Raw genomic sequence first — 25,977 nt, 5'->3', positions numbered from 1 at the left:
AAACAGAAAATTACATTCTTTTTATTTTTTGTAGTTTATATACATCTCTTATAGTTTACACCTCTTGTGGGGTGGGCATCCTGCCCGCCCATTAAAAAAATCCTCTTGTGGTCTTGTGGGGTGGGCATCTTGCCCGCCCATTAAAAAAAATCCCCCACCTTGAGGCAGGGGATTTTTAATTACCTACAACCAGTAGTTAAGATCAACCGAACTTACCAGCAGTAGAAGCAATGAGGAACGCTGCATAGGTAACGATGTAGCCAACAGTGAAGTGAGCTAAACCAACCACACGAGCTTGAACAATGGAGAGAGCAACGGGCTTGTCCTTCCAGCGAACCAAGTTAGCTAAAGGAGTACGTTCGTGCGCCCAAACCAAGGTTTCAATTAACTCTTGCCAGTAACCTCTCCAAGAGATGAGGAACATGAAACCAGTAGCCCAGATGAGGTGTCCAAAAAGGAACATCCAAGCCCAAACAGACAAGTTATTCATGCCGTAGGGGTTGTAACCGTTAATCAACTGAGCAGAGTTAGCCCAGAGGTAATCACGGAACCAGCCCATGAGGTAAGTAGAGTTTTCGTTGAACTGAGCAACGTTACCTTGCCAAATCCCTAGATGTTTCCAGTGCCAGTAGAAAGTTACCCAACCAATGGTGTTCAACATCCAGAACATAGACAGGTAGAAAGAGTCCCATGCGGAGATATCGCAAGTACCGCCACGGCCTGGACCGTCGCAAGGGAACGCATAACCGAAGTCCTTTTTATCGGGCATCAGTTTAGAACCACGAGCATCCAAAGCACCCTTAACGAGTACCAAGGTGGTGGTGTGGATAGCCAAAGCGAAAGCGTGGTGAACCAAGAAGTCGCCAGGGCCAATGGTCAGGAACAAGGAATTTGTGCCTGAGTTGATGGCATCTAACCAGCCAGACAACCAAACGTTACCAGCATTGGGGTAAGCGGTGTAAGCAATACTGTCGGGGTTAGACAACAGTACATTCAAGCCATACAAAGCTTTACCTTGGGCAGCTTGGATGAATTGAGCAAATACTGGTTCAATCAAGATTTGCTTTTCAGGAGTACCGAAAGCAACTACTACATCGTTGTGAACGTATAAGCCCAAGGTGTGGAAGCCTAAGAAGAGAGATACCCAGCTAAGGTGGGAAATGATCGCTTCTTTGTGCTGTAACATCCGGTCAAGAACGTTACCTTTGTTTTGTTCGGGGTCGTAGTCACGAACCCAGAAGATTGCTGCGTGAGCAAAAGCACCAACCATCAAGAAACCAGCGATGTACTGGTGGTGGGTGTACAACGCTGCTTGTGTTGTGTAGTCCTTAGCGATGAAGGCATAAGGAGGCAGAGCGTACATATGCTGCGCTACCAAGGAACAAATAGTTCCCAAAGATGCCAAAGCTAATGACAACTGGAAGTGCAGGGAATTGTTGATGGTGTCGTAAAGACCTTGGTGGGGCAGGTTGAACTGACCTTCGCTTTTGCTACCGGGAACTAAACCAGATTTGGAGTTCAGCATTTCTTTGATGCTGTGACCAATTCCGAAGTTAGTCCGGTACATATGACCAGCAATGATGAACAAAACTGCGATCGCCAAGTGGTGGTGAGCCATGTCAGTCAACCACAAGGATTCTGTTTGGGGGTGGAAACCGCCCAAGAAGGTGAGAATCGCAGTTCCAGCACCGGTGGAAGTACCAAATAAATGGCCAGCGGTGTCAGGGTTTTGAGCGTAAACGCCCCAGTTACCTGTGAAGAAAGGAGTTAAACCTGCTGGATGGGGAGCTACATTCAGGAAGTTATCCCAACCCACGTGAATACCACGGGATTCAGGAATAGCAACGTGAACCAAGTGACCAGTCCAAGCTAAGGAGCTAACACCGAACAAACCAGCGAGGTGGTGGTTCAGACGGGGTTCAGCGCTCTTGAACCAAGAGAGGCTAGGACGGAACTTGGGTTGTAAATGTAACCAACCAGCAAATAGGAACAATGCTGCCAACAGGAGCAAACCAACGGAACCAGTGTATAGTTCGGTGTTTGTCCGCATCCCGATGGTGTACCACCAGTGGTAAACACCGGAGTAAGCAATGTTTACGGGATTGCTTGCACCGCCTTGGGTGAAAGCTTCAATTGCTGCTTCACCAAAGTGAGGGTCCCAAATTGCATGGGCAATGGGACGGACGTGCAGGGGATCTTTAATCCACTGTTCAAAGTTACCTTGCCAGGCCACGTGGAACAGGAGGCTGGATGCCCACAGGAAGATGATTGCCAAGTGACCGAAGTGCGTAGCGAAAATCTTTTGGTAAAGATTTTCTTCCGTCATGCCATCGTGGCTTTCAAAGTCGTTGCCTGTAGCGATCGCATACCAAATCCGACGCGTAGTCGGGTCCTGTGCGAGATCCTGGCTAAATTTTGGAAATTTTGTTGCCATAGGTGTGATCTGTCCTCTGACCTTTAGCCATCAAGTGTCAGCAAAATTTTAGATTCTAGATTTTGGATTTTGGATTGAATCTAAAATCTTAGAATCCAAAACCCAAAATTCCACTGATTTTTATCCTACTGAAAGGATGTGTGCGTGGAAGAATGCCCAAGTGGTGGCGATTCCTCCTAATAGGTAGTGAGCCACACCTACAGCCCGACCTTGAGTGATGCTCAGTGCGCGAGGCTGAATTGTTGGGGCTACTTTCAGTTTATTGTGCGCCCAAACGATGGACTCAATTAGTTCTTGCCAGTAGCCACGACCGCTGAACAGGAACATTAAGCTGAACGCCCAAACAAAGTGAGCGCCTAAGAACATTAATCCGTAAGCGGACAATTCTGTTCCGTAGGAGTTAATTACTTGTGTAGCTTGCGCCCACAGGAAGTCACGTAACCAACCATTGATGGTGATAGCGCTTTCTGCAAAGTTGCCACCAGTAATGTGGTTTACTGTGCCATCTGGGTCTACTGTTCCCCAGACATCAGATTGCATCTTCCAGCTAAAGTGGAAAATTACAATTGATAGGGAGTTATACATCCAGAACAGTCCCAGGAAGACATGATCCCAACCGGAAACTTGGCAAGTACCGCCACGACCTGGACCATCGCAAGGGAATCGGAAGCCTAAGTTAGCCTTGTCTGGAATCAGACGAGAACTGCGGGCGTACAATACACCTTTAAGCAAGATGAGAACAGTAACGTGAATGGTGAATGCGTGGATGTGGTGAACCATGAAGTCCGCTGTACCCAATGTAATGGGCATCATAGCGATCTTATCGCCGATAGCTACAATTCCACCACCAAAAGCATGACTAACTACTTGAAGAGCGTTAGGTGCTGTGTTACCAGGAGCTAATGTGTGCAGGTTTTGCACCCACTGAGCAAATACTGGCTGTAATTGAATTGCGCTGTCGGAGAACATATCTTGGGGACGACCCAAAGCACGCATGGTGTCATTGTGAATGTACAAACCAAAGCTGTGGAAGCCTAAGAAAATACAAACCCAGTTAAGGTGAGAAATGATAGCGTCACGGTGACGAATCACGCGATCTAAAACGTTGTTTTGGTTAACAACAGGATCGTAATCCCGCACCATGAAGATGGCCGCGTGAGCCGCACCACCAACAATCAAGAAACCACCAATCCAAATATGGTGAGTGAAGATACACAATTGTGTTGCGTAGTCCGTCGCCAAGTAAGGATAGGGAGGCATCGCGTACATATGATGGGCGATGATGATTGTCAATGAACCCAAGAAAGCTAGGTTAGTAGCCAACTGAGCGTGCCAAGAGGTGGTGAGGTTTTCGTAAAGACCTTTGTGACCTTCGCCAGTGAAAGGACCTTTATGAGCTTCTAGAATATCTTTGATGCTATGACCGATACCCCAGTTGGTACGGTACATATGACCAGCAACGATGAACAGTACAGCGATCGCTAGGTGGTGATGAGAAATATCAGTCATCCACAAGCCGCCTGTAACTGGGTTTAAACCACCCTTAAATGTGAGTATATCAGCATAAGCTCCCCAATTTAAGGTGAAGAATGGTGTTAAACCACTGGCGAAACCAGGATATAATTCTGCCATTTTTGCTGTATCAAACAGCAACTCATGAGGCAGAGGGATGTCCTTAGCGGCTACACCAGCATCCAACAGTTTGTTGATTGGTGCAGATACATGGATTAAGTGACCAGCCCATCCCAAAGAACCGCAGCCTAGCAACACTGATAAGTGATGATTCAGCATTGACTCCACATTCTGGAACCATTCCAGTTTAGGAGCGCGTTTGTGGTAATGGAACCAGCCAGCAAATAAGAACAAGCCTGCTAATACCAAGCCGCCAATTGCAGTTACATATAGCTGGTAGGAGCTAGTGATACCCCAGCCACGCCATACTTGGAACAAGCCGGAGGTGGTTTGAATGCCGCGGAAACCGCCGCCCATATCACCGTTTAAAATGTCTTGTCCAACAATAGACCAAACTGTCTGAGCGCTGGGCTTGACTCCTAATGGATCAGCCAGCCAAGCTTCGTAGTTAGAGAACTTAGCGCCATGGAATAACATTCCGCTCAACCAGATTGCTACTACAGCCAAATGGCCGAAGTGAGCGGCGAATATCTTGCGGGAGATGTCTTCTAAATCGCTTGTATGTGTATCAAAATCATGGGCGAGGGCGTGGAGGTCCCAAATCCAGGTTGTGGTTTTTGGTCCTCTGCTTAAGGATCTCTCGAAATGCCCTGGCTTTGCCCATTTTTCAAATGAGGTAGGAACCGGGTCATTGTCAACGATCACTCTTGCTTTTTTTTCCTCTCGCTCCGGAGGACTAATCGTCATTCGACCTCCTCTCTATAAGGAATGGGGAATCATGAATACCACCTAGAATAACACAGTCGCTCTTTTCAGATTGCTCTGGTCTGGCGATGCGGTTGTCGTGTGGAAAAGAAAAGTTGTTTCTGTTGAATTATAGAGTCTGAACTTGCTCATTGTTATACACCTGTTAACAATAATTAAAAATAGCCAAATTTCTGGTCTCATCTACTTTACAAATTCATATATTGTCCAAATGTCAATAGACTCTTCATTTAATTTACAAATAACAACAATTTGTAAATTAAATGATTTATACTTAAAGCAGCTTAAAAACTTGCTATTCAAAGACTTTTGACCAAATTTGGCCGTCTAAAAGCAAATTTTTGTCCAGAGATTCAGTCAAAAAAATTACTTGTTTGCCATTGTAATCAGAAAAAAGTCAGTAAATTTATAACTCTGGCCATAGATTTATGCTTTTATTCCATAGTCCATGAGTCATAATTTGCGTCACAATGATTGCGTTAATTGTTAAAAACTATTACAGGATCAAAACATGAACACTGGGTGGATAAAAACTTTTCAGCGAATTTTATCAAATAGACTCCCAATTATTAAATGGGTTGTCGCGTTAGTTCTAATTGTAAGTTTAACCAGTTGCGTTGAATCAGTAAGCAGCAAAGAACCATCTATTCAGCCCCAGGTTAAAGCACCACCAGCTTCAGAAATTTCGGGGACGTTTTCGGAAACTGCACCACCAGATGTTATTCAAGCATTGCGTCCTAGTCTGGAAAGTTATCAACCCCAAGTTAGTATTCTCAGTCCCCAAATAGATGAAGTTCTTCAGGAAAATACCGTTAACGTTCGTTTGCAGGTTAAGGACTTACCAATATTTAAAGACCCTCAATGGCAACTTGGACCCCATTTGCACCTAATTTTAGATAACGAACCTTATATAGCGGTTTATGACCTAAATCAATCGGTGGTATTACCAAATTTATCTCCAGGTACTCATACTCTCCGCGTTTTTGCTTCTCGTCCGTGGCATGAAAGTTTTAAAAATGAAGGTGCGTATGCTCAAACTACATTTCATATTTTGACGAAAACTGAGGAAAATAATCCTGATGCTAAATTACCTTTACTTACTTACAGTCGTCCTAATGGTAATTATGGTGCAGAACCAATTATGTTGGATTTTTACTTAACTAATGCACCGTTGCACAGTGTCGCGGAAACTAATCCTGATGATATGATGAGCAATTGGCGTATTCGTAGCACAATCAATGGTGAAAGTTTCATTCTTGATCGTTGGCAACCAATTTATCTTAAAGGCTTTAAACCTGGCAAAACTTGGGTAAAATTAGAATTTCTCAATAATCAAGGACAACCTGTAAAAAATGCCTTTAACACCACTATCAGATTAATTAACTATCAGCCCAATAGTCAAGATACTCTTTCAAAAATTGTTAGAGGAGAATTGACAGCAGATGAAGTCCGTGGCATTGTAGACCAGAATTATACAGTTAAAACTCCGGTTGCTAAACCTAGTTTTACAGAAACACCAGTACCAAAAACAGAAAAACAGTCAATTCCCGAAGTTAAACCTGCTGACGTTACAGAAACACCAGTACCAAAAACAGAAAAACAGTCAATTCCCGAAGTTAAACCTGCTGACGTTACAGAAACACCAGTACCAAAAACAGAAAAACAGTCAATTCCCGAAGTTAAACCTGCTGACGTTACAGAAACACCAGTACCAAAAACAGAAAAACAGTCAATTCCCGAAGTTAAACCTGCTGACGTTACAGAAACACCAGCACCAAAAACAGAACAACAATTAATTCCCATAACTACACCTGCTGACATTACAGAAACACCAGCACCAAAAACAGAACAACAGTCAATTACCGAAGTTAAACCTGCTGACGTTACAGAAATACCAGCATCAAAAACAGAACAACAGTCAGAGGTAACAGAACCACTAGAATCAAATCCAAATCAACTAGATACAGATTCAGTTCCTCAAACAATGGGAAATATCAAATCTCAACTTAAAGAGTAATTAATAAAAAATACTCAATTGTAAATTTTGAGATAAAGTTTCCATTAGTGCTAAACCAGCTACAGAATTACCCGCATTATCTAAAGCAGGACTGTAGCTGGCTATTGCTCCCTGATTTGGTACTATAGTTACAAGTCCACCACTAATACCTGATTTCATGGGTAAACCAATTTTGATACTATATTCTGCGGAAACTTCATATAAACCACAGGTTAACATGACTGCATTCACAATTTGACGGTTTTGATTATTGATAAAATCGCTTTCACAAGCTAGTATTTTTCCCAGTTTCGCTAAATCTTGTACTCTTCCAGATATACAGCATATTTGTTCATAAACGTCAAGAGCAAATTTAATATTATTTACATTTCCAGCTTCATAGAGACAATTAGTAATATCTATATTTATAGGAGAACGATTAGCACGAACTGAAGTAAGAACATCTAAATCTATATATAGATTAGTACCTGCTAACTCATTTAACCATGTACAAAACAATTGTGTAGATTCATGGCTATCTTTTCCTGGAAACTTATCAGCGAGAGTAATAGCACCACTATTGATCATTGAGTTGCGAGGATGTCCATTGTCTGCTATTAATTGCGCTAAAGAATTAAAAGGTGCGGTCGAGGGTTGAATACCAACCCATTGTAAAATCCGTTTTGCAGTGAATTGTTCCAATAAATAGAGTAGAGAAAACGGTTTAATTGCACTCATAAATGGAAATATGCAATCTGTATTTCCTAAACTGTAATTTTCATGTGATTTACAAATTATATTAACAGCAAACCAGTGAGGGTTAGCCATAGCTAATTGGGGAATGCGTTCAATAACTTTTCCTTGTGCTGCTTGGGTTTTTGCTTGTTCCACCCAAATAGATAAATCATGTATATTGATGTTTTTTATTCCTATCAAAACCTTAGTCCTCAAATCAAGATAAAAAATATAAAATATCCTAATAGAAAATACAAATCCCGGACTTATTCAATAAATCCGGGATGTGATATAATCAGTTATTACTAATTAGTAAATAAATTCAAATCTGTCACAGCACCCACACTACTAGAAGATACCAGTTTGGCATATTTTCCTAGTACCCCTTTAGTATATCGGGGTGGAAGTGGTTGCCAATTTGCACGACGAGTCGCTAATTCTTGATCTGATACATTAAGTTGTAACAACCGGGCATGAGCATCAATAGTAATGCTATCACCTTCTGCCACTAAGGCTATATTACCACCTACAGCCGCTTCTGGGGCAACATGACCGACCACCATACCGTAAGTACCACCAGAAAAACGTCCGTCGGTAATTAATCCTACAGAGTCTCCTAAACCGGCACCGATAATAGCAGAGGTAGGGGCCAGCATTTCTCTCATACCAGGTCCGCCCTTTGGTCCTTCGTAACGAATAATAATCACATCCCCTGCTTTGATTTTCCCTGCTAAAATCGCATCTAAACAGGACTCTTCCGACTCAAATACTCTGGCAGGTCCGGTAATTACAGGCTTTTTGACTCCAGTAATTTTGGCTACTGCTCCTTCCGTGGCCAAGTTGCCCTTGAGAATAGCTAAGTGTCCTTGAGTATACATGGGATTATTCCAGGGACGAATTACATCTTGGTCTATACGTGGTTCTGCGGAGATATCCGCTAAAACTTCGGCGACAGTTTGCCCGGAAATAGTCATACAGTCACCATGGAGTAAGTCATGGACTAAAAGCATTTTCATGACTTGGGGAATACCACCGGCTTTGTGTAAATCAGTGGCTACATATCTACCGCTAGGTTTTAAATCACACAAAACGGGAACACGGCCGCGAATGGTTTCAAAGTCGTCTATTGTTAGTTCTACACCAGCAGCGCGGGCAATGGCCAGAAAATGTAAAACTGCATTAGTAGAACCACCTACCGCCATAATTACAGAAATGGCGTTTTCAATAGATTTACGGGTGATGATTGTCCGAGGTAATATTTGTTTGCGAATGGCTTCAACCAGGACAATGGCCGATTTTTCCGTACTGTCGGCTTTTTCTGGGTCTTCTGCGGCCATGGTGGAGGAATAGGGTAAACTCATGCCCATTGCTTCAAATGCTGAAGACATGGTATTGGCTGTAAACATTCCTCCACAAGACCCTGCACCGGGACAGGCACTACGTTCAACCGCTAACAGTTCATTTTCGTCAATTTTTCCCGCACTGTACTGACCAACGGCTTCAAAGGAACTAACAACAGTTAAGTCTTTACCGTCATAATGTCCGGGTTTGATTGTGCCACCGTAAACAAAGATGGCAGGAATATTCATTCTGGCCATGGCTAACATGGCTCCTGGCATATTTTTATCACAACCACCAATGGCCAATACACCATCCATACTTTGCCCTGTACAGGCTGTTTCAATGGAGTCAGCGATAACTTCCCGTGATACTAGGGAGTATTTCATCCCTTCTGTTCCCATGGAAATACCATCACTAATGGTAATTGTACCGAAAATTTGCGGCATTGCCCCAGCATTTTTTACAGATGTTTCTGCCCTTTGTGCCAGTTGGTTAATCCCCATGTTACAAGGGGTAATGATACTGTATCCATTGGCAATACCGACAATGGCTTTGTCAAAATCTCCGTCTTGAAAACCAACAGCCCTCAACATGGCTCGATTTGGCGATCGCTGTACCCCCTGTGTGATAGCTTTACTCTTAAAATTGTCTGGCATCTATTTTTTTCCTTGTTTAGGATTATTGTTTAGTTGTGAGTATCCTACTAAATTTAATCAGATTTCTAGAGTAATTAACCGCAGATGAACGCAGATGAACGCAGATAGAAAATGATGATTGAATGAATTTTAGATTAGAAGGGTAGAAACTGTAATAAGACTGAACCTAAACTCCCCACAAAATCCATAAAGCTGGGTTTACCTACATTGACTTTTTCTGTGTAGGGTGTTTTTAATTCTATAATGAAAGCTTGCGCTGTTTTCAGTCCTTCAGTATTTTTGACTTCTGCAAATAATTCTGCTGCTTTTTGGGCATCTTCTAAAGCCCTTTTTCTGTCTAAACCTTGATAACTAGCGACACCACGGGCTAAATATGCTCCAGCATAGTCTGGTTTGAGGGCGATCGCTTGGCTAAAATAATCAATAGCTGATTTAAGATTACCTTTTTCTGCATCTGCTAAACCCCAGGCGTAAAAATCTTCTGCTTTTGCAATTTGCGAAGGTATCCCTACCGCACCTTGAAAGTTTGTCCCCCTTATATTAGCACCTTTCAACTCAGCATTCATGAGAAAGGTGTTTCTTAAATCAGCACCAGTTAAGTTTGCACCACTGAGTTTAGCTTCGCTTAAATTCACACCAAATAAACTTGCACCGCTTAAATTTGCCCCTCGTAAATCCGCACCGGTCAAATTAGCACGACTCAGATTCGCACCAGCAAGATTAGCACCGCTTAAATTTGATCCGGCTAAGTCAGCCATGACTAAACCAGCATTGGTGAGAAGACATCTTGGACATTGTTTACTTGCTAATAACTGTCTCATATCTTCATAATTTGCAGCTTCAACTGTACTTACTAGGCTAACTGTAAATAAAAATACAGGTATAACCAAAATTCTACTGTTCATGATTTATTTTTGTATTCACCCCAGTTTTAATTTTAAAATATGTTTTAAATATATATTTTCATAAAAGGCATAATTCCCTAAAATTGAGATAATTGCCGTTTTCTCCATTAGTTGATAAAATTACATTGCTAATTCTATAATATTGACAAATGTTCAAAATTTTTACTCATTTCCGAAATTTAGTAATTTTCAGCTTTATCTGCCTAATTTTAAGCTGGTCACTCCCCGTTCAAGCTGATAATAAAATAGATACCCAGCTAGAACAACAAGTTCTAGAAATTATTCGCAAAAACCCAGAAATCATTATTGAATCTGTGGAAGCATATCAGCAGCAACAACAACAGCAACTACAACAATCACGACAAGAATTTATCAATAATTTGCAAACAAATCCCAAAACCATAATTGGTGATTCTCCTACAATTGGTGCGAATAAATCAAAAACTGTATTGATAGAATTTTCGGATTTTGAATGTCCCTATTGTGCAGAAGCACATAAAAATCTCAAGGATTTATTAGCAAAATATCCTAATAAATTCACATTAGTTTATAAACATTTTCCCCTTTATCAAATTCATGAACAAGCATTACCAGCAGCTACAGCAGCTTGGGCAGCATTTCAACAAGGTAAGTTCTGGGAATATAATGATGCCTTATTTACAAATCAAAAACAATTGGGTGAGACTTTATATTTAGATACAGCTAAAAAGCTAAAATTAAATCTCACAAAATTTGCTAGTGACCGCAAATTAGCCATTAAACCTATCCAAAATGACCTATTATTAGCACAAAAATTAGGACTGGGGGGAACACCTTCTTTTATTATTACCAGTCAGAATTTTTCTGGACCTGTGAAGCTAACAGAAGTTGAAGAAATATTGCGAGGTAAATAATAATATTTGACCTATGGCAATAAATTACACCAATTTTATTGCCATTGGCAACAAATCTGCATCTTTAGCTAGAGGTTGCACCTACTGATTATCTGTTCTAATTGCCATAAGTGTAAGGAGTAGTCTTATGGGAAGTGATAAGTATAACTTATCACTTCTCAATTCCTATTAAAAGAAAAACCTGCCTTGGTTATCTAGTTATTTAGGAATTAATTATAAATATTTCCTCAAGAATATGCTATGCATTGGTAATGCTTTCCCAAAACACCAATTGTAAAATTGGATTCTAGGAGAATTTTGTGATCTGCGGGATCTAGATAGAGAACCTAAGCAAATGTCACATTAAATATCTAGGGTACGTCAGACTGGGTAAATACCATTAACAAACAGATGAATCACAAAACCAAATTACTAAGTTTTGCAACTATCACTATCACAATTTTTCCTGTCACAGTCGGAACAGTTATTGCACAGACAAAACTCACCGATCAAGCCAAAGTAACTATCAATAGTATTAGTCCAGTAAAAATAGGGATGAATCTTCCTGAAGCTGCCGCTGCGGCTAATACTCGTTTATCTGTTAACTATGCTGGAAGTGATAGTTGTTACTATCTACATTTTACCTTTTTATACTAATTGCTCAAAATCTGAAATAGAAAAACCTTTGCACTTTCAAAGTCTATAGGCATAAGCTTTTTTCAACATTAAATAATCAACAGCAGGAGGAACATTAATTTGAGTATTCATATATTTTCAAATTTAAGCTGCATACCTAATAATTTCTAATTCTACTCCTTTAGTAATTGCTAATTCTGCTTTGTCCAAAACTTGTTCGGTAACTGCATCACTTAAATAATATTCACCACAGTTATCACAAATTTCTGCGGGAACTTTTTTCAAGACAATAATACATTCATCTCTTTCTACGGTGACGGTGACTAAACCGGGTTTAGTTTCTCCATGTTTACAAATTACGCATTTCATTATTTTTGTCTCCTAGTTGTAAAACCATCTAACCAAATATTAGCATCAGGAATATAAGCCGTTACTACATATCCTATATCTGTAGATTCATCATAGGAAAATACAACATGAATTGGTTTACCTTCTACAAAATCTAATATTAAATAACTGGGGTATGGTGTATCATCAGGATTTTCTTCTATTATTTGTCCATAAGCAATTACAGTTTCTACTTCTTTTTTACTAATGCGACGATAAAACATTTGTTGGATAGCATGACGTGAGAAGTTGGTATTTTGACAATACATAAATTAGTCTTTAATTTTAATTCTGATAACTTATTTTGTCTGAATCAGGATGCCCAGGATTAGAGGATTAATAGGATTTTTTACGAATACTTATCTAGGAATATTTGAGATTTTCAAAGATGACTTTTTTTCTACATCCTGTACATCCTTAAATCCTGGATATCCTGATTCAGACAATAATTTAATTTCATGAATTAATGTGGCTTACTTCGCTTTTATAACTTTATCTATATTTAATACCATTTTCGCGCTCCTAACGCACCCTACAAACTTCTTCCCTTCTTCCTTCGCTCCTTCGTGGTTCATTAACTCCGCGTCTCTGCGCCTCTGCGTGCAAAAAAAACAATCCAGGGGCGGACAAACCGCCCCATTAAAATCAGGTAACACCAAAGAAAATCACCAAGCCCAAAACAGCCCCAAAAACGATCAGAGCATAGAATTGAACCCGACCATTTTCCAGGTATTTCAAACCTTCACCACTGACAAGAGTAAAGAAACCCGTGAGATTAACAGCGCCGTCAACAACGCGGAAATCAACTTCCATAACTTGTCTAGCCACACGACGCAAACCGAGAACAAAGACACGATGATAAATATCATCAAAGTACCATTTATTCAAGGATAAATCATAGAGTGGTTGAATATTTTTAGCGATCGCACTCGGATCTATTTTGCGAGCCAAATACATCAGCACCGCGAAAGTAATCCCAATCACAGAAACCGCCACAGAACTACCCGCCATGACATAAAACTCATGGGGGTCAAATTCCGCAGCCTTTTCCATCACTTCAGCTAAAGTTTCGCTAGGAGGAAAGATAAACTGCTCAAAATAATTGGCGTAGGGAGTACCCACCAAACCAATTAACATAGAAGGAACAGCCAAGACCACCAAGGGTAAACTCATTGTCCAAGGAGACTCATGAGGCTCATGGCTGTGGGAGTCATGGGAGTGACTATCTAATTCTCCCTTTTTCATCGCTCCAGGACCGAAATTAGGAGCTAATTCGGCTGTACCTGACTTCTGTGCTAAAGCAGCAGCGGCATTTTTGAGTTTTACCTTGATTTTCTCGTCATTACCCCGGAATTTACCCTCAAATGTTGAGAAATACATTCTAAACATATAAAAAGCTGTAATTCCTGCTGTCACCCAACCAATAAACCACAGGAAGGGGTTAGCAGCAAAAGCCGCACCGAGAATTTCATCTTTTGACCAGAAACCAGCAAAGGGAGGAATCCCTGCAATGGCCAGGCAGCCAATCAAAAATGTGAAACCGGTCACGGGCATATATTTCCGCAGTCCGCCCATTAAGCGCATATCTTGCGCTAATACAGGGTCATGACCAACAACTGCTTCCATACCATGAATTACCGAACCAGAACCCAAGAATAGCATCGCTTTAAAATAAGCGTGGGTCATGAGGTGGAATAAACCGGCGCTGTAAGCACCCACACCCATGGCCATGACCATGTAACCGAGTTGGGAAATGGTGGAATAAGCCAAACCCTTTTTAATGTCATTTTGGGTAATGGCGATAGTTGCCCCTAAAAACGCCGTCAATGCGCCAGTAAAAGCAATTACGTTCATTGCTGCTGGCACATTTTCAAATACTGGATACATCCGGGCAATGAGGAATACACCCGCTGCTACCATTGTCGCTGCGTGGATGAGGGCAGAAATCGGTGTAGGACCTTCCATTGCGTCTGGTAGCCAGACATGGAGTGGGAATTGGGCTGATTTAGCCACAGGTCCAAGGAAGACTAAAATCGCCAACACAATGGCGAGGAAATTGCTAATAGAGCCAGTTTCTACTAGGTTGGATAGGCGATCGCCCATCACCATAAAATCAAAGCTTCCTGTCGCCCAGAACAGCCCCAAAATGCCTAATAATAAGCCGAAGTCACCGACCCGGTTTGTAACAAATGCTTTTTGGCAGGCCTCCGCTGCGGCTTTGCGGTCATACCAAAAGCCCACCAGGAGGTAGGAACACATCCCCACCAATTCCCAGAAAATGTAAACTTGTACCAGGTTGGGGCTGACCACCAAACCTAACATGGAAGAGCCAAATAAGCTCAGATACGCATAAAACCGCACATAACCGGGGTCATGACTCATGTAACCATCGGTGTAAATCATCACCAAAACTGCTACTGTGGTGACAATTACCAGCATTAAGGCTGTCAGGTGGTCAATAGTGTAGCCCATAGTCAGGTGAAAATTTCCTGCTGTTGCCCATTCTAGGGTGCGGAGGTAAGGTGCATGGCCTTGAATTTGACTCCACAGCAAGGCCGACGACAGAACCATAGAAGCTCCCATGAGGGAGATAATGACTACAGCATTTAATTGTCGCAGGCGGTTTGTCACCTGATTGATCGAGATTAGCCCTAGACCGACTAGCATTGCTCCCAAGAGAGGTAATACTGGAATCAGCCAGGCATACTGATAGATTAATTCCATCACTAACGCCTACTTTTAGAATTCTGTACAAACAAAGGGTGAGTTAACTGAAGAATCAGAACTGTTAGTAATTGTGACACAGACCCTTGAGGATAAAATACTCCACCCGATACCCTTTGAGTGGGGTGTTAAGCATGGTTTTAGATTTGGGACTCACCAAGCACCAAATCAATTAAAATAGCTTACTGAGCCTACTGTACTGCTTACGCTTCTAAAATAGCCTAACAGTCAGCCTTGGGGCTATAAAATTTCTAAAAACTTCTGCTTTTTGTCTTTTGTTACTTACCCTTAGTCATATTTAATTATACATTGTTGTATTCTAATTCGGCTGTTTTTATGCCAGTGTCAGTTTTATTAGTGATGTTGTAAGTAAGTTGAATTGCTTCTAAGGCTTGACGTAAATCGTCTCTACCACAAAAACCCTCTAAGCGTTGCTTGACTATTCCTTTTTCAATTAGCAGTAAAGTCGGTAGGGATTTGAGGCGATAGGTATTAGACAACTTGAAATTTTGATCAGCGTTGACTCCGGCTAACTTAATTTCATCACCACATTGGGCTTGAAATTGCAATAAAAGCGGATGAATAACGCGACATAAAGCACACCAGGGTGCTTCAAAGTAAACTAAAACGGGAACTGGGGATGCCAAAACTTCTTGATTAAATGTCCGTTCACTGACCGAAAACACCATGATGCCTCTTGGAATATAAGGTTTTTATATGAAAACAAAAACAATGGTCAGTAGCAGCAATTGGTAAGTCATGAAAAGAACATCTGATTTTTAGATTTTTCTGTAGAGAAATAAACCACCGTCAATGTCGCGCTGGCTGTTCTCAATGTTCAAATCTTGATTGCTATTGACTACTACCGCCCTATAAAACTTTGACAATGTTGATAGCGTCTATTGCTGTAGTTCATACATTGCTGTTTATTTCCCGTTTTTACCAAGGTAGAAAGCTACTTATTGTTTACGGGGATAAATTCTGCCTGAGACTGAGGAACAAATCCTGTTTTCCACCTTAGTGAAAAACAGTCTCATGATAGATGCTGAAATTTATCCTACATTGTTTTGGTAGCAAGTGATGATCACAAAATTTTATTAAATTTATATTTTTTGTTAATCTTGGGGATCAGACGAAACTACCACATTATCCTACTTGTTGCCAGGAATAACAAGGGGTGAGACCACCATAATAAACCAGTAAAAATGGCAACTCCTAAATAAGCAGGACGCAGAAATTCTTGCCAGTTTAAAGATTGACGGCCATCAATAATTGCTTGAAAGGGAATAATAGAAGTCCGCTGTTTGAGAAGTGCAAAGGCTTCTCCATAGCGTTGACTTAAACGGCGATCTCCATGCCATACTCCAAAGAGGTGATGTAGTATCAGACCTATTGAGGTAACAAGGGTGAAGCTAGTACCTAACCAAAGAGTATGGGCTACACACCAAATTATCTGTCCCACCATTTGCGGGTGACGGGTAATACGGATAATCCCTGTTTCATAAAGATGAACTTGGGGCTTTTGAATAGCGGCAATTTCTAGTAAATTGAAGGTAGCAGGATATAAAAACAAAAAAGATACAGCAGACAATATCCAAACTAATGTTCCTACTCCCGGAATACCTTGTACCTGCCAAAGTTGCCATCCATCATAACGATGATTAAAAAAGTAAACAATTAATAGCACGGCTAAGGGTAAGCTGATTAATGCGAATAAAATGCGATAAAGCCGCGGTCCAATGTATTTTTCAGCCCAAGGACGCATAGCAGCACCTCCACTATGGGCAATTGCGAAAACTAATTGTAACCCTAGTATGACAAAATGACTGGGAGTAAACCAAGAATTGGGCATGATAGATAAAACTCAATTTAACATTCTCAAAAACGAAAGAAGTTACTATTTATGGGTAAACATTGGGTAAACATCTTGAATTTTAACAGATTATACACGAAAGGATTTCTGTCAATATGTTGTGGTAAGTGTTTTAGTTAGTTCTTTAAATTTAACTATTGCCTAAATTATGACTAGTCACAAAGCTACTCACCCCGATTTATTTTTCCAGCTACTCATACATCCAAATTTCTGGGTTAAGCCTTATGTCTGACCTTCCTTTTACATTAGATCAGTTACGTATTCTCAAAGCTATCGCCCAAGAAGGGAGTTTTAAGCGGGCTGCTGATAGTCTTTATGTCTCCCAACCGGCTGTCAGTTTGCAAGTTCAAAACCTGGAAAGGCAATTGGATGTTCCCATATTTGACAGGGGAGGCCGTCGCGCTCAATTAACAGAGGCGGGACATCTACTCCTGAGTTATGGGGAAAAAATCCTCAGTTTATGTCAGGAAACCTGTCGCGCTATTGAGGACTTACAAAATCTTCAAGGTGGTACATTAATTGTCGGCGCGTCCCAAACCACTGGTACTTATCTTTTACCGAAAATGATCGGCTTATTCCGACAAAAGTATCCAGATGTGGCTGTGCAATTGCACGTCCATTCTACCAGACGCACCGCTTGGAGTGTTGCCAATGGCCAGATTGATCTGGCGATCATTGGTGGGGAAATTCCCACTGAATTGGGGGAGTCTTTAAAAACTATTCCTTATGCTGAGGATGAATTGGCACTCATTTTACCCACGTCCCATCCCTTTGCTAAATTAGAAACAATCCAAAAAGAAGACCTATATAAACTACAATTCATTGCTCTCGACTCCCAATCAACCATCCGCAAAGTTATTGACCAGGTGCTGGCACGTTGTAATATTGACACCAGGCGGTTTAAGTTGGAAATGGAACTTAATTCCATAGAAGCAATTAAGAATGCTGTCCAGTCTGGCTTAGGTGCTGCCTTTGTCTCTACTTCTGCCATTGCTAAAGAATTACAAATGGGTGTTCTCCATCAAACACCTATCCAGGATGTTGTGGTAAAGCGCACACTTTGGCTAATATTTAACCCTAGCCGTTATAGATCCAAAGCAGCAGAGGCTTTTAGTCAGGAGATCTTACCTGAATTTGCTAACCCGGTTTGGATTCAGGATATGTTAAAGTTATCAGAGATGGATCTAGTTATAAATACGCTAGATTTAGCAGCACCCAACCCTACTGATGGCAGTTAAATGATTCCAGTGTCATTAGATTAATTGCTAATGACTACTGGACTAAATCAGACTTAATTTATTAATTTGATACTGCATAAATACCTAAATTACAGTAATTATCCAGTTTAAATGCGTAACAGCTTAATCACCACTGACTAAAGATAATATGCAAGTCCACTGCACTCGTCCCCACTGTCAACGTCCCGAAAATCACTTTGCTGATTTAGATGATATTCAAACTTTAAAGACAGTACAGCAGAAATATTGTATTACCTGCGGTATGCCGCTGATTTTACGTGACCGATATTTGCCAATTAAACTGTTGGGTCAGGGGGGTTTTGGTGCGGCTTTTTTAGCAATTGACCGCGATACTCCCAGTTTGCGTCAATGTGTGATTAAACAATTTCAGCCCAGCAGTAATTTAACGGAAGAAGCCTTAGAAAAAGCCAAAATTCTCTTTGCACAAGAAGCAGAAGTTTTAGAAAAAATAGGTAATGAACATCCGCAAATACCTAATTTATTTGCTTTTTTTACGATTACAGTTCCTAGTTCACAAAGCTTACAAATAAATAAACCAGAGCAGTTTTTTTATTTAGTTCAGCAATATATTCATGGGCAAACTTTAGAGGAAGAATTAATTCAACATGGCAACTTTTCTGAACAAAAAGTTATGGAAATACTCAAAGAAATTCTCCCAGTTCTCCAGTTTATTCATGACAGAAATATTATCCATAGAGATATTAAACCTTCCAATATTATGCGTCGTCGTGATGGTAAGCTCTTTTTGCTAGATTTCGGTGCAGTTAAGTTAATTGCTAATGCGTCCCCTAGTTCTACGGGCATTTATTCTTTAGGATTTGCACCTCCAGAACAAATGAACAGTAGTCAAGTATTTCCATCTACAGATTTGTATGCCTTAGCTGTTACTCTATTAACGTTACTGACAGGTCAAGAAAGCACTAAGCTATTTAATGCCTATACAAATCAATGGCAATGGCGGGCGCAAATCACCCTGAAACCGCGACTGGCAGATATTTTAGATAAAATGCTCCTACCTGCTGCTAGTGAGCGTTTTCAGTCAGCACAGGCGGTGCTAGAGGCTCTTTTTCCTCCCTCGGTCGCACCAACAACACCACCACAACCCCCAACTCAACCACCTCATCCACAACCAATTCAGCCCCAAGCATCAAATCAACCAACTTTTACTATTTGGGAATTATTATCTGGGGCTGCTTTTAGTGGATTTGAAGGGGCATTAATTGCGATCGCTTTTTTCAGTTTATCCAAAAATATTATCATCACTTTTCTAATTTCTGTTGTGATTTTGACTGGTTTAATTTTTGCTCAAACTAGACGCTGGCTGGAAAAATTTGATTTGCTAATTATCCCCGCAATCAGTTTGACAATTATATTTTTTATCCCTTATGCACGAGGAAGTATTGGTATTGAACAAATAATTATTTTAGCTGTGGGTGCGGCCTTAATTTCAATAATATCAATAACCTTATTTAAGCTCATTTATAAATTATTATCTTCCCTGCTTTAGAAAAAATATCCTTAACCCCAAAACCACAAACTTATGTCTCCCAAAAAAGAAACTCTTCCACTTTTTTTATCTCTGATTGCTACCATTAGTTTAATATTCGTTGGTTCCTGGTTTTTAATGGAACGTTGGGCAAAAATTAGTTCAAATATGACATCTACTTCTAGTAGTAATAATTCCCAAAATTCCTTTACCAATTCAGTAACTAGTTGCAACGTCCCTAATCTTCCCCAAGGGATTTTTAGTTATGGTGGTAGTACCACCTGGGCTACTATTCGTAAGGACGTAGATTCTGTACTACAAAGAATTTGTCCTCAGTTTGTTTTACGTTACATACAACCACTTTCTAATGACCCAGGTTCGGGTACTGGGATTCAAATGTTAATAGATAATCAACTAGCTTTTACTCAATCTTCCCGCTCCATTAAATTAGAAGAAACTAGCCAAGCGCAACAAAAAGGATTCAGATTAAAAGAAATTATCGTAGCAATTGATGGTATTGCGATCGCAGTTAATCATAACTTAAATATCCCCGGATTAACCACTGCCCAGATTAAAGATATTTACACTGGTAAAATTACTAACTGGCAAAAATTAAGTGGTGCAAATTTACCTATTATTCCCTTATCTCGCAGTCAAGAAGCTGGTGGTACAGTGGATTTTTTTATCGAATATGTTCTTAACAAAGATAAATTTGGTAACAATGTTAGTTACATTGGTACAACCACAGAAGCCCTGAGAAAAATAGCCAATACTCCGGGGGGAATTTATTACGGTTCGGCTCCTGAAATCGTTCCTCAATGTACTGTTAAATCCCTACCAATTGGAAGGACAAAGGGGCAATTTGTCACACCTTATCAACAACCAGAAATAGCTCAGTCTCAATGTCCAAATCAGCGTAACCAGTTGAGCACCGAGAATTTTCGCAATGGAAATTACCCAATCACCCGCAACTTATTTGTAATAATCAAACAAAATGCTCAATCAGATCAACAAGCTGGAGAAGCTTATGCAAATTGGTTATTAACACCTCAAGGTCAAGAACTGATTGAAAAAGCTGGTTTTGTGAGCATAAAATGAGCTTTATACCCGACCCTAAACCTTGTGGTGCGGGCATCTTGCCCGCTATAATTATCCAAATCTTGCCCGCTATAATTATCCAAATCTTGCCCGCTATAATTATCCAAATCTTGCCCGCTATAATTATCCAAATCTTGCCCGCTATAATTATCCAAATCTTGCCCGCTATAATTATCCAAATCTTGCCCGCTATAATTATCCAAATCTTGCCCGTTATAATTATCCAAATCTTGCCCGTTATAATTATCCAAATTAAATGCAGTCCAGTTGACCACCATCAGAAAAAACTTATGAAATGGAAAGGCAAAATACTCCCTATTATTTTCATACCCCTACTTTTGGGGTTTGGTTATTGGTGTTTTTTCATTATTGTTACTAATCCGAAATCCTCTGATAATTTAGCAATAAATAGTGAAAATAAGCTGAATTATCATCAATGGAAAGACCGAAATCAATCAATTGCACAACGAATTAGTTTTGGAGAAAAAATTTTAATTTCTGATGATATTTTACCAGACAAAAAAGATGCTGCTAAAGCTATTTTTGATAAAAATTATCAGCAAGCAATCACTAATTTAACATCATCTCTAAAAATCAAACCCAATGACCCAGAGGCACTGATTTATCTGCATAATGCCCGCATTGGTTCTGGTAAAAGCTATACCCTTGTTGTCTCTACACCTATTGGTAATGACCCGAATACGGCATTAGAAATATTGCGTGGTGTTGCACAAGCTCAAAATGAAATTAATACTGCTGGGGGAGTAAAGGGAGTACCGTTAAAAGTAGGTATAGCTAATGATGACGATGATCAGAAAATATGTCAACAGGTAGCCACAGCCTTGGTAGAAAACCCGGAAGTTTTAGGAGTAATTGGACATTATAGCAGTGAGGCAACATTGGCCGCCGGGAAGGTTTATGATGATGGCAAACTAGTCGCTATTTCCCCTACTAGTAGTTCTGTAAAAATTTCCAATTTTAGTCCCTACGTTTTTCGCACATTACCTAGTGATTTTGTCGCGGCCAGAGCTTTAGCTAATTATATGGTGAAAACTTTGGGGAAAAAAAATGCAGCAGTTTTTTATAATTCTCAAAGCAACTACAGTCAGTCATTAAAATCTGAGTTTGTTTCTTCTGTTTCTTTGGAGGGTAGACAAATCTCAGGTGAGTTTGATTTATCTAAAGCTGATTTTAGCCCTTCATCTAGCATCGAGAAAGCATTTAAACAAGGTGCGGAAGTTTTAATGTTAGCTCCTAATGGTGAAACCCTAGATAAAGCATTACAAGTAGTGCAAGTAAATCAAAAACGTCTGATTTTACTCGGTGGTGATGATGTTTATAGCCTCAAAACTTTAGAAATTGCCACAGAGCAAGCATTAGCCATGGTAGTGGCCGTTCCTTGGCATATTCATGGCAATCCTAATTCCCCATTTACAGCCCAATCTAGAAAGTTATGGGGTAGTGATGTAAATTGGCGTACAGCAACCGCCTATGATGCTACAAAAGCCTTTATTGCCGCCTTAGCAACTCATCCCAGTCGTTCTGGAATTCAAAAAACACTACTTTCATCAGACTTTTCCACCAGTGGTGCTGGCAGTTCAATTCGTTTTTTACCGTCGGGAGATCGAAATACGCCAGTCCAATTGGTGAAAATTGTCCCTGGTAAGCGCTCTCGGACTGGGTACGACTTTGAGCCGGTTCTGGAAAAATAGAAACACTGGGGTAAAAACCATTATCAGCTATTGAGCATTTCAACTCTATAGCAATACTTGGCTAATTTTTAACTGATCAATTTCAGTGAAATTCTAATGATACCCGATTACCCGAAATTTGTTTAACCACCACAAATTAGTGAAAATGAGGAGCAGGCTCAGGAACTAATTACCCAAAGTTGGTTTATCAAAATCCACTGATACCTGCTATTGGTGTGTCCGAGAGTGGCAAGCTCTCAGGTAACATTGATCAAGCTGCTCTTTCGAGATTTGAACTACCCATTATTAGCTGGTCTATTGATAGCATCTGCGGGTAGGCAAATTAAATTATCCCCTTGGGCAAGAATTAAGCCGCGTTGACGTAATTTACCCATTAAACGAGTGACAGTTACACGGGTTGAACCAATAGCACTGCCAATTTGGGCATGAGTGAGGGGGAAGGGTAAGCAATAACCACGAATTACATCAGGATCAGTTTCGCTCATGGAAGGCTCGCCATATTCCTCAATCAGTAAGGTGAGAAATCCTAAGAGACGGTCAATTGTACGTCTTTGCCCTAAAGCACTTAACCAGAGTAACTTGCGCTGATGCTGATATCTAAACGCATCCATAACTTCACGACGGAAGTGAGGCCAGTTGTCTAGATCGTGCCAGTACATCCACAGTACCGCAGTTTGGTCAACGTGGGCAAAGGACTGGAGTGTAAATGGGGACTGGGCAACAATTTCAAAGGGTTGTCCTGCCCCTACAAAGCCCAAGAAGGCTTCTTCTGGAGTTCTGTTAATTCTTCTAGATGTTAACTGACTGGCGGTAGCACCCACTTGGGCAGTTCCTACCATGCGGATAGCGCCCCTTTGGACTAAATAGAGCAAACCAGGTCTGGCTGGAATGCGCTCATCTTTACTGAAGGTGCGGCAGCGGTAGTGTTCTTGGGCCCAGTCAAGAATACGTTGCCAAGTTAAGAAGGGACGTGAAGCTTCGGAAAAGGAGGATTGAGATTGCATAAGTAACACAGAGCGTTTGGCTAAAAAACAAAGACGTGATCATAACAGTGCAAGGAGTGTCTTTGTCTGAACGGGGTAGAGTTAACGCTGAATAGCGCTAGTCTTCCAATAAGATAGAAAGCAATTTAGCTCTCTATTTTTTCTTATACTTCCTACTGTACAACGAGGGTACTAAACTTTACCCATCTTCTATACATTAATTCATCAAATTTTATCCTACTCTTATTTTTATCTACATAGAGTAAACTTCTATCTGAAGGTAGATGGAACAGGATAAAATGATGCACCTCATAAATTTTTTACAAGGAATACGTGTATTATCAACTACTTTTTAGTAAAAACAAAGCTATTAAGCAGCTAATAAGCGGTTATCTAGCCTCTTGCTTCAGTGTTTTTACCAATGATAGGGGAATTACAGGCATAGAAAGTGGAAAATTTTCTCTCTATCAAGGAGGATATAATCAAAAAATTTTATATATCTCTGGCATGGCCATGGGGATATCAAAATCTCAGAATTTACCCGCGATGGAAATTGCTCAGGCTATGGCTGGGCATTTATCCCAAAATAGTCATAGTTTATTTAGCGTTAAGGTAATTCCTCCTGGTTGGATTTATTTAGAACTCATTGACTCTACCTTAGCAGCTTGGTTACAAAATTTGATAGTTTTTTCAGAAAATGGAGACTTGATTAATAATTTTCTTGATTACCAATTACCAGTCACTAATCGTCAATCACAAATTTCATTACATTCATTAACAATTTTTAAAATTCAATACGCCCATTCCCGCTGTTGTTCTTTATTACGATTAGCAGAGAAAGATGGATTAATTGTACTTAATATAATAGGTACTAAAAGTTATTTTTCCGTGAAACCGATACCTTTACTTAATGGTGATCAAAAACTTCTGCTTAATCACGCTGATGAGATGTTACTGATGCACGAATTAGTAAAATTAGTAGATGATTTAGTTTGTACTGATAGTATTTCTCTGAACTGGGAAAAAGCTGCTGGGAATTTGAGTCAAGCTTTTGAGAAGTTCTGGGGTAGTTGTCGTATTTGGGGAGAAGTAAAAATTCAGACTCCAGCATTAGCCCAGGCTAGGTTAGGACTATTGGTAGCAACTCAGTTGGTTTTCAGATCCGTGTTAGAAGACAAGTTGGGGGTAGTTGCACCGATAGAACTCTAATTTATCTTTACAAAAACTTCTCGAAAATCTATTGACAAAATACATATCCTTAACTAAAATGTTGATCGTGTGAGGAGCGAACCAAAAAGGACACCGAGACGAAACACGGCCAGTCGTCGGTGTCTTTTTTGTGTTTATCCTCAAGTCTGTGGTCTAGGTTAATAAAAGTATGAACCTGTCTCACGCAAAGACGCAACCAGACAAAGGAATAAGCATTAAAACCACCAAAAACCGATCACTTGACCTTTCTAGGAAAGTAAAAATTTTTCTATTGCTATTGCTGCACCGTCTAATTCTATACTAGGTGCTACCCAATTAGCGATCGCTTGCACTTCTGGCGGTGCGTTGCCCATAGCCACACTAATACCGGCATAACTGAGCATTTCTACATCATTGAAATTATCACCGATAGTCATAACATGATGACTTTCTAAACCTAGCATTTCTTCCGCTAGATAACGGACAGCATTACCTTTATTAACATGAGTATTCGCAGCTTCTAGAAAAGTGGGGACGGATGTTGTCATATACAAATCTGTGGGTTTGTATCTAAGGCGTAAATCGGCTAAAAGTTGTTGAGTTAAATTTGCGTCCTCAGACAAAGCTAATATCTTAGTGGGTTCATGATCTAATAATTGACGTAAATCACCGACGGAAATAGCAGTTACACCACAACGCTGTTGATAATTATCCGTTTCTTTGGTGATTTCTCGCACATAAAGTTGGTCATTGATGTAAAAATGGACCGAAAGGAGCGATCGCAAATCCGGCTGTTCAAAGTATTCTAGTAGTTGTTGGGTAATTTCCCTAGATACGGGTAAATGACGGTGAATTTTATCATTACCCGGATCTTGAATCCAAGCACCTTGATAGGCTATTAATGGCAGTGTAGAGCCAATTTCCTGATGAAATCGCAAAGCTGAACAATACATCCTGCCAGTAGCGATAGCGACCTTAATTCCTTTAGCTTGTACCGCAGCAATAACTTCTTTGACGGTAACGCTGAGAGTATTAGAATCTCCAGTAATTGTCCCATCTATGTCTAGAACTAATAGTTTAATATCATTTACCCCAGCAGATGCTTTGTGCATAAATTTAAGTCTTTAGCAATAATTTCAATGAAAACAGAAAACCAAACTGCACCCCGCCGTATTTTACCCGTAATTGCCCAATGGTACGGAAGTTATCACAAAATTTAACAGCATAATTAAAACTTATATAAATCCAATAATACTTTTAATATTCATAACTTAGGAAAATTCAACTTTAGATTC

Annotated in this window: 21 protein-coding genes; 8 read left to right on the top strand and 13 right to left on the bottom strand. The window is 40.2% G+C overall.

The annotated features are described in order from the left end of the window. Positions 1 to 202: 202 nt before the first annotated feature. Both psaB and psaA read right to left on the bottom strand, forming a co-directional pair. A complete protein-coding gene (gene psaB, locus ACIR310F_RS0104005; RefSeq protein WP_028082709.1) occupies positions 203 to 2,434 on the bottom strand; it encodes a photosystem I core protein PsaB in 2,232 nt (743 codons plus the stop codon). Between the two features lie 120 nt (positions 2,435 to 2,554). After that, a complete protein-coding gene (psaA, locus tag ACIR310F_RS0104000) occupies positions 2,555 to 4,813 on the bottom strand; it encodes a photosystem I core protein PsaA (RefSeq protein ID WP_028082708.1) in 2,259 nt (752 codons plus the stop codon). A gap of 529 nt (positions 4,814 to 5,342) precedes the next feature. Here psaA and ACIR310F_RS0103995 point away from each other — a divergent pair. After that, a complete protein-coding gene (locus ACIR310F_RS0103995) occupies positions 5,343 to 6,848 on the top strand; it encodes a hypothetical protein (RefSeq protein WP_028082707.1) in 1,506 nt (501 codons plus the stop codon). On the opposite strand, the gene ACIR310F_RS0103990 is transcribed toward ACIR310F_RS0103995, so the two are convergent. The 3 genes from ACIR310F_RS0103990 to ACIR310F_RS0103980 all read right to left on the bottom strand — a co-directional run bounded on the left by ACIR310F_RS0103990 (position 6,849) and on the right by ACIR310F_RS0103980 (position 10,464). Continuing rightward, the gene (locus ACIR310F_RS0103990) at positions 6,849 to 7,763 is read right to left on the bottom strand and encodes a glutaminase (RefSeq protein WP_028082706.1); all 915 of its coding nucleotides are present in this window, start codon (positions 7,761 to 7,763) and stop codon (positions 6,849 to 6,851) included. Between the two features lie 104 nt (positions 7,764 to 7,867). Next, positions 7,868 to 9,559 (bottom strand): dihydroxy-acid dehydratase, encoded by a 1,692-nt coding sequence (gene ilvD / locus ACIR310F_RS0103985; RefSeq protein ID WP_028082705.1) that lies wholly within the window; start codon positions 9,557 to 9,559, stop codon positions 7,868 to 7,870. 134 nt (positions 9,560 to 9,693) lie between these two features. Then, positions 9,694 to 10,464 carry a pentapeptide repeat-containing protein gene (locus tag ACIR310F_RS0103980; protein WP_028082704.1) on the bottom strand — a complete coding sequence of 257 codons (771 nt, stop codon included), beginning with the start codon at positions 10,462 to 10,464 and terminating at the stop codon, positions 9,694 to 9,696. Positions 10,465 to 10,613: 149 nt separating this feature from the next. Here ACIR310F_RS0103980 and ACIR310F_RS0103975 point away from each other — a divergent pair, with 149 nt between their 5' ends. Together ACIR310F_RS0103975 and ACIR310F_RS21500 are read left to right on the top strand one after the other, a co-directional pair. After that, positions 10,614 to 11,357: a DsbA family protein gene (locus ACIR310F_RS0103975; protein ID WP_028082703.1), complete on the top strand. Its 744-nt coding sequence runs from the start codon at positions 10,614 to 10,616 to the stop codon at positions 11,355 to 11,357. Between the two features lie 390 nt (positions 11,358 to 11,747). Then, complete coding sequence (locus tag ACIR310F_RS21500; protein WP_051289466.1) at positions 11,748 to 11,993, top strand: hypothetical protein; 246 nt, start codon at positions 11,748 to 11,750, stop codon at positions 11,991 to 11,993. Positions 11,994 to 12,116: 123 nt separating this feature from the next. Here ACIR310F_RS21500 and ACIR310F_RS0103965 read toward each other — a convergent pair whose 3' ends face one another. The 5 genes from ACIR310F_RS0103965 to ACIR310F_RS0103940 all read right to left on the bottom strand — a co-directional run bounded on the left by ACIR310F_RS0103965 (position 12,117) and on the right by ACIR310F_RS0103940 (position 16,938). Continuing rightward, positions 12,117 to 12,341 carry a type II toxin-antitoxin system MqsA family antitoxin gene (locus ACIR310F_RS0103965; protein ID WP_028082702.1) on the bottom strand — a complete coding sequence of 75 codons (225 nt, stop codon included), beginning with the start codon at positions 12,339 to 12,341 and terminating at the stop codon, positions 12,117 to 12,119. After that, positions 12,341 to 12,628 (bottom strand): DUF4258 domain-containing protein, encoded by a 288-nt coding sequence (locus tag ACIR310F_RS0103960; protein WP_028082701.1) that lies wholly within the window; start codon positions 12,626 to 12,628, stop codon positions 12,341 to 12,343. Before ACIR310F_RS0103960 ends, ACIR310F_RS0103965 begins: the two co-directional genes overlap by 1 nt. A gap of 376 nt (positions 12,629 to 13,004) precedes the next feature. After that, positions 13,005 to 15,083, bottom strand: coding sequence for an NAD(P)H-quinone oxidoreductase subunit 5 (locus ACIR310F_RS0103950; RefSeq protein ID WP_028082699.1), 2,079 nt, complete (start codon positions 15,081 to 15,083; stop codon positions 13,005 to 13,007). A gap of 302 nt (positions 15,084 to 15,385) precedes the next feature. Continuing rightward, positions 15,386 to 15,772, bottom strand: a complete 387-nt coding sequence (locus tag ACIR310F_RS0103945; RefSeq protein WP_028082698.1) for a thioredoxin family protein — start codon at positions 15,770 to 15,772, stop codon at positions 15,386 to 15,388. Between the two features lie 449 nt (positions 15,773 to 16,221). After that, on the bottom strand, positions 16,222 to 16,938 hold the full coding sequence (locus ACIR310F_RS0103940) for an NnrU family protein (RefSeq protein ID WP_028082697.1): 717 nt from the start codon (positions 16,936 to 16,938) through the stop codon (positions 16,222 to 16,224). Positions 16,939 to 17,180: 242 nt separating this feature from the next. Here ACIR310F_RS0103940 and ACIR310F_RS0103935 point away from each other — a divergent pair, with 242 nt between their 5' ends. The 3 genes from ACIR310F_RS0103935 to ACIR310F_RS0103925 all read left to right on the top strand — a co-directional run bounded on the left by ACIR310F_RS0103935 (position 17,181) and on the right by ACIR310F_RS0103925 (position 20,799). Next, positions 17,181 to 18,194, top strand: a complete 1,014-nt coding sequence (locus ACIR310F_RS0103935; protein ID WP_028082696.1) for a LysR family transcriptional regulator — start codon at positions 17,181 to 17,183, stop codon at positions 18,192 to 18,194. Positions 18,195 to 18,342: 148 nt separating this feature from the next. Continuing rightward, complete coding sequence (locus ACIR310F_RS0103930) at positions 18,343 to 19,722, top strand: serine/threonine-protein kinase (protein ID WP_028082695.1); 1,380 nt, start codon at positions 18,343 to 18,345, stop codon at positions 19,720 to 19,722. Between the two features lie 33 nt (positions 19,723 to 19,755). Next, positions 19,756 to 20,799, top strand: coding sequence for a PstS family phosphate ABC transporter substrate-binding protein (locus ACIR310F_RS0103925; protein WP_028082694.1), 1,044 nt, complete (start codon positions 19,756 to 19,758; stop codon positions 20,797 to 20,799). On the opposite strand, the gene ACIR310F_RS0103920 is transcribed toward ACIR310F_RS0103925, so the two are convergent. Beyond that, positions 20,757 to 21,077 (bottom strand): hypothetical protein, encoded by a 321-nt coding sequence (locus tag ACIR310F_RS0103920; RefSeq protein ID WP_028082693.1) that lies wholly within the window; start codon positions 21,075 to 21,077, stop codon positions 20,757 to 20,759. The genes ACIR310F_RS0103925 and ACIR310F_RS0103920 overlap by 43 nt on opposite strands. A 12-nt stretch (positions 21,078 to 21,089) precedes the next feature. Here ACIR310F_RS0103920 and ACIR310F_RS0103915 point away from each other — a divergent pair, with 12 nt between their 5' ends. Further along, the gene (locus ACIR310F_RS0103915) at positions 21,090 to 22,511 is read left to right on the top strand and encodes an ABC transporter substrate-binding protein (protein ID WP_028082692.1); all 1,422 of its coding nucleotides are present in this window, start codon (positions 21,090 to 21,092) and stop codon (positions 22,509 to 22,511) included. A gap of 275 nt (positions 22,512 to 22,786) precedes the next feature. Here ACIR310F_RS0103915 and ACIR310F_RS0103910 read toward each other — a convergent pair whose 3' ends face one another. Next, positions 22,787 to 23,515, bottom strand: a complete 729-nt coding sequence (locus tag ACIR310F_RS0103910) for a Crp/Fnr family transcriptional regulator (RefSeq protein ID WP_028082691.1) — start codon at positions 23,513 to 23,515, stop codon at positions 22,787 to 22,789. Positions 23,516 to 23,827: 312 nt separating this feature from the next. On the opposite strand from ACIR310F_RS0103910, the gene ACIR310F_RS0103905 reads away from it, so the two are divergent. After that, positions 23,828 to 24,703 (top strand): DALR anticodon-binding domain-containing protein, encoded by an 876-nt coding sequence (locus ACIR310F_RS0103905; RefSeq protein WP_028082690.1) that lies wholly within the window; start codon positions 23,828 to 23,830, stop codon positions 24,701 to 24,703. 248 nt (positions 24,704 to 24,951) lie between these two features. Here ACIR310F_RS0103905 and ACIR310F_RS0103900 read toward each other — a convergent pair whose 3' ends face one another. Next, a complete protein-coding gene (locus tag ACIR310F_RS0103900) occupies positions 24,952 to 25,794 on the bottom strand; it encodes a Cof-type HAD-IIB family hydrolase (protein WP_028082689.1) in 843 nt (280 codons plus the stop codon). Positions 25,795 to 25,977 lie beyond the last annotated feature (183 nt).

It is taken from the genome of Dolichospermum circinale AWQC310F, from assembly GCF_000426925.1.
Classification (GTDB): Bacteria; Cyanobacteriota; Cyanobacteriia; order Cyanobacteriales; family Nostocaceae; genus Dolichospermum; species Dolichospermum circinale.
The sequence above is the reverse complement of the archived record's forward strand: the minus strand, read 5'-3'. Positions and strand labels throughout refer to the sequence as shown.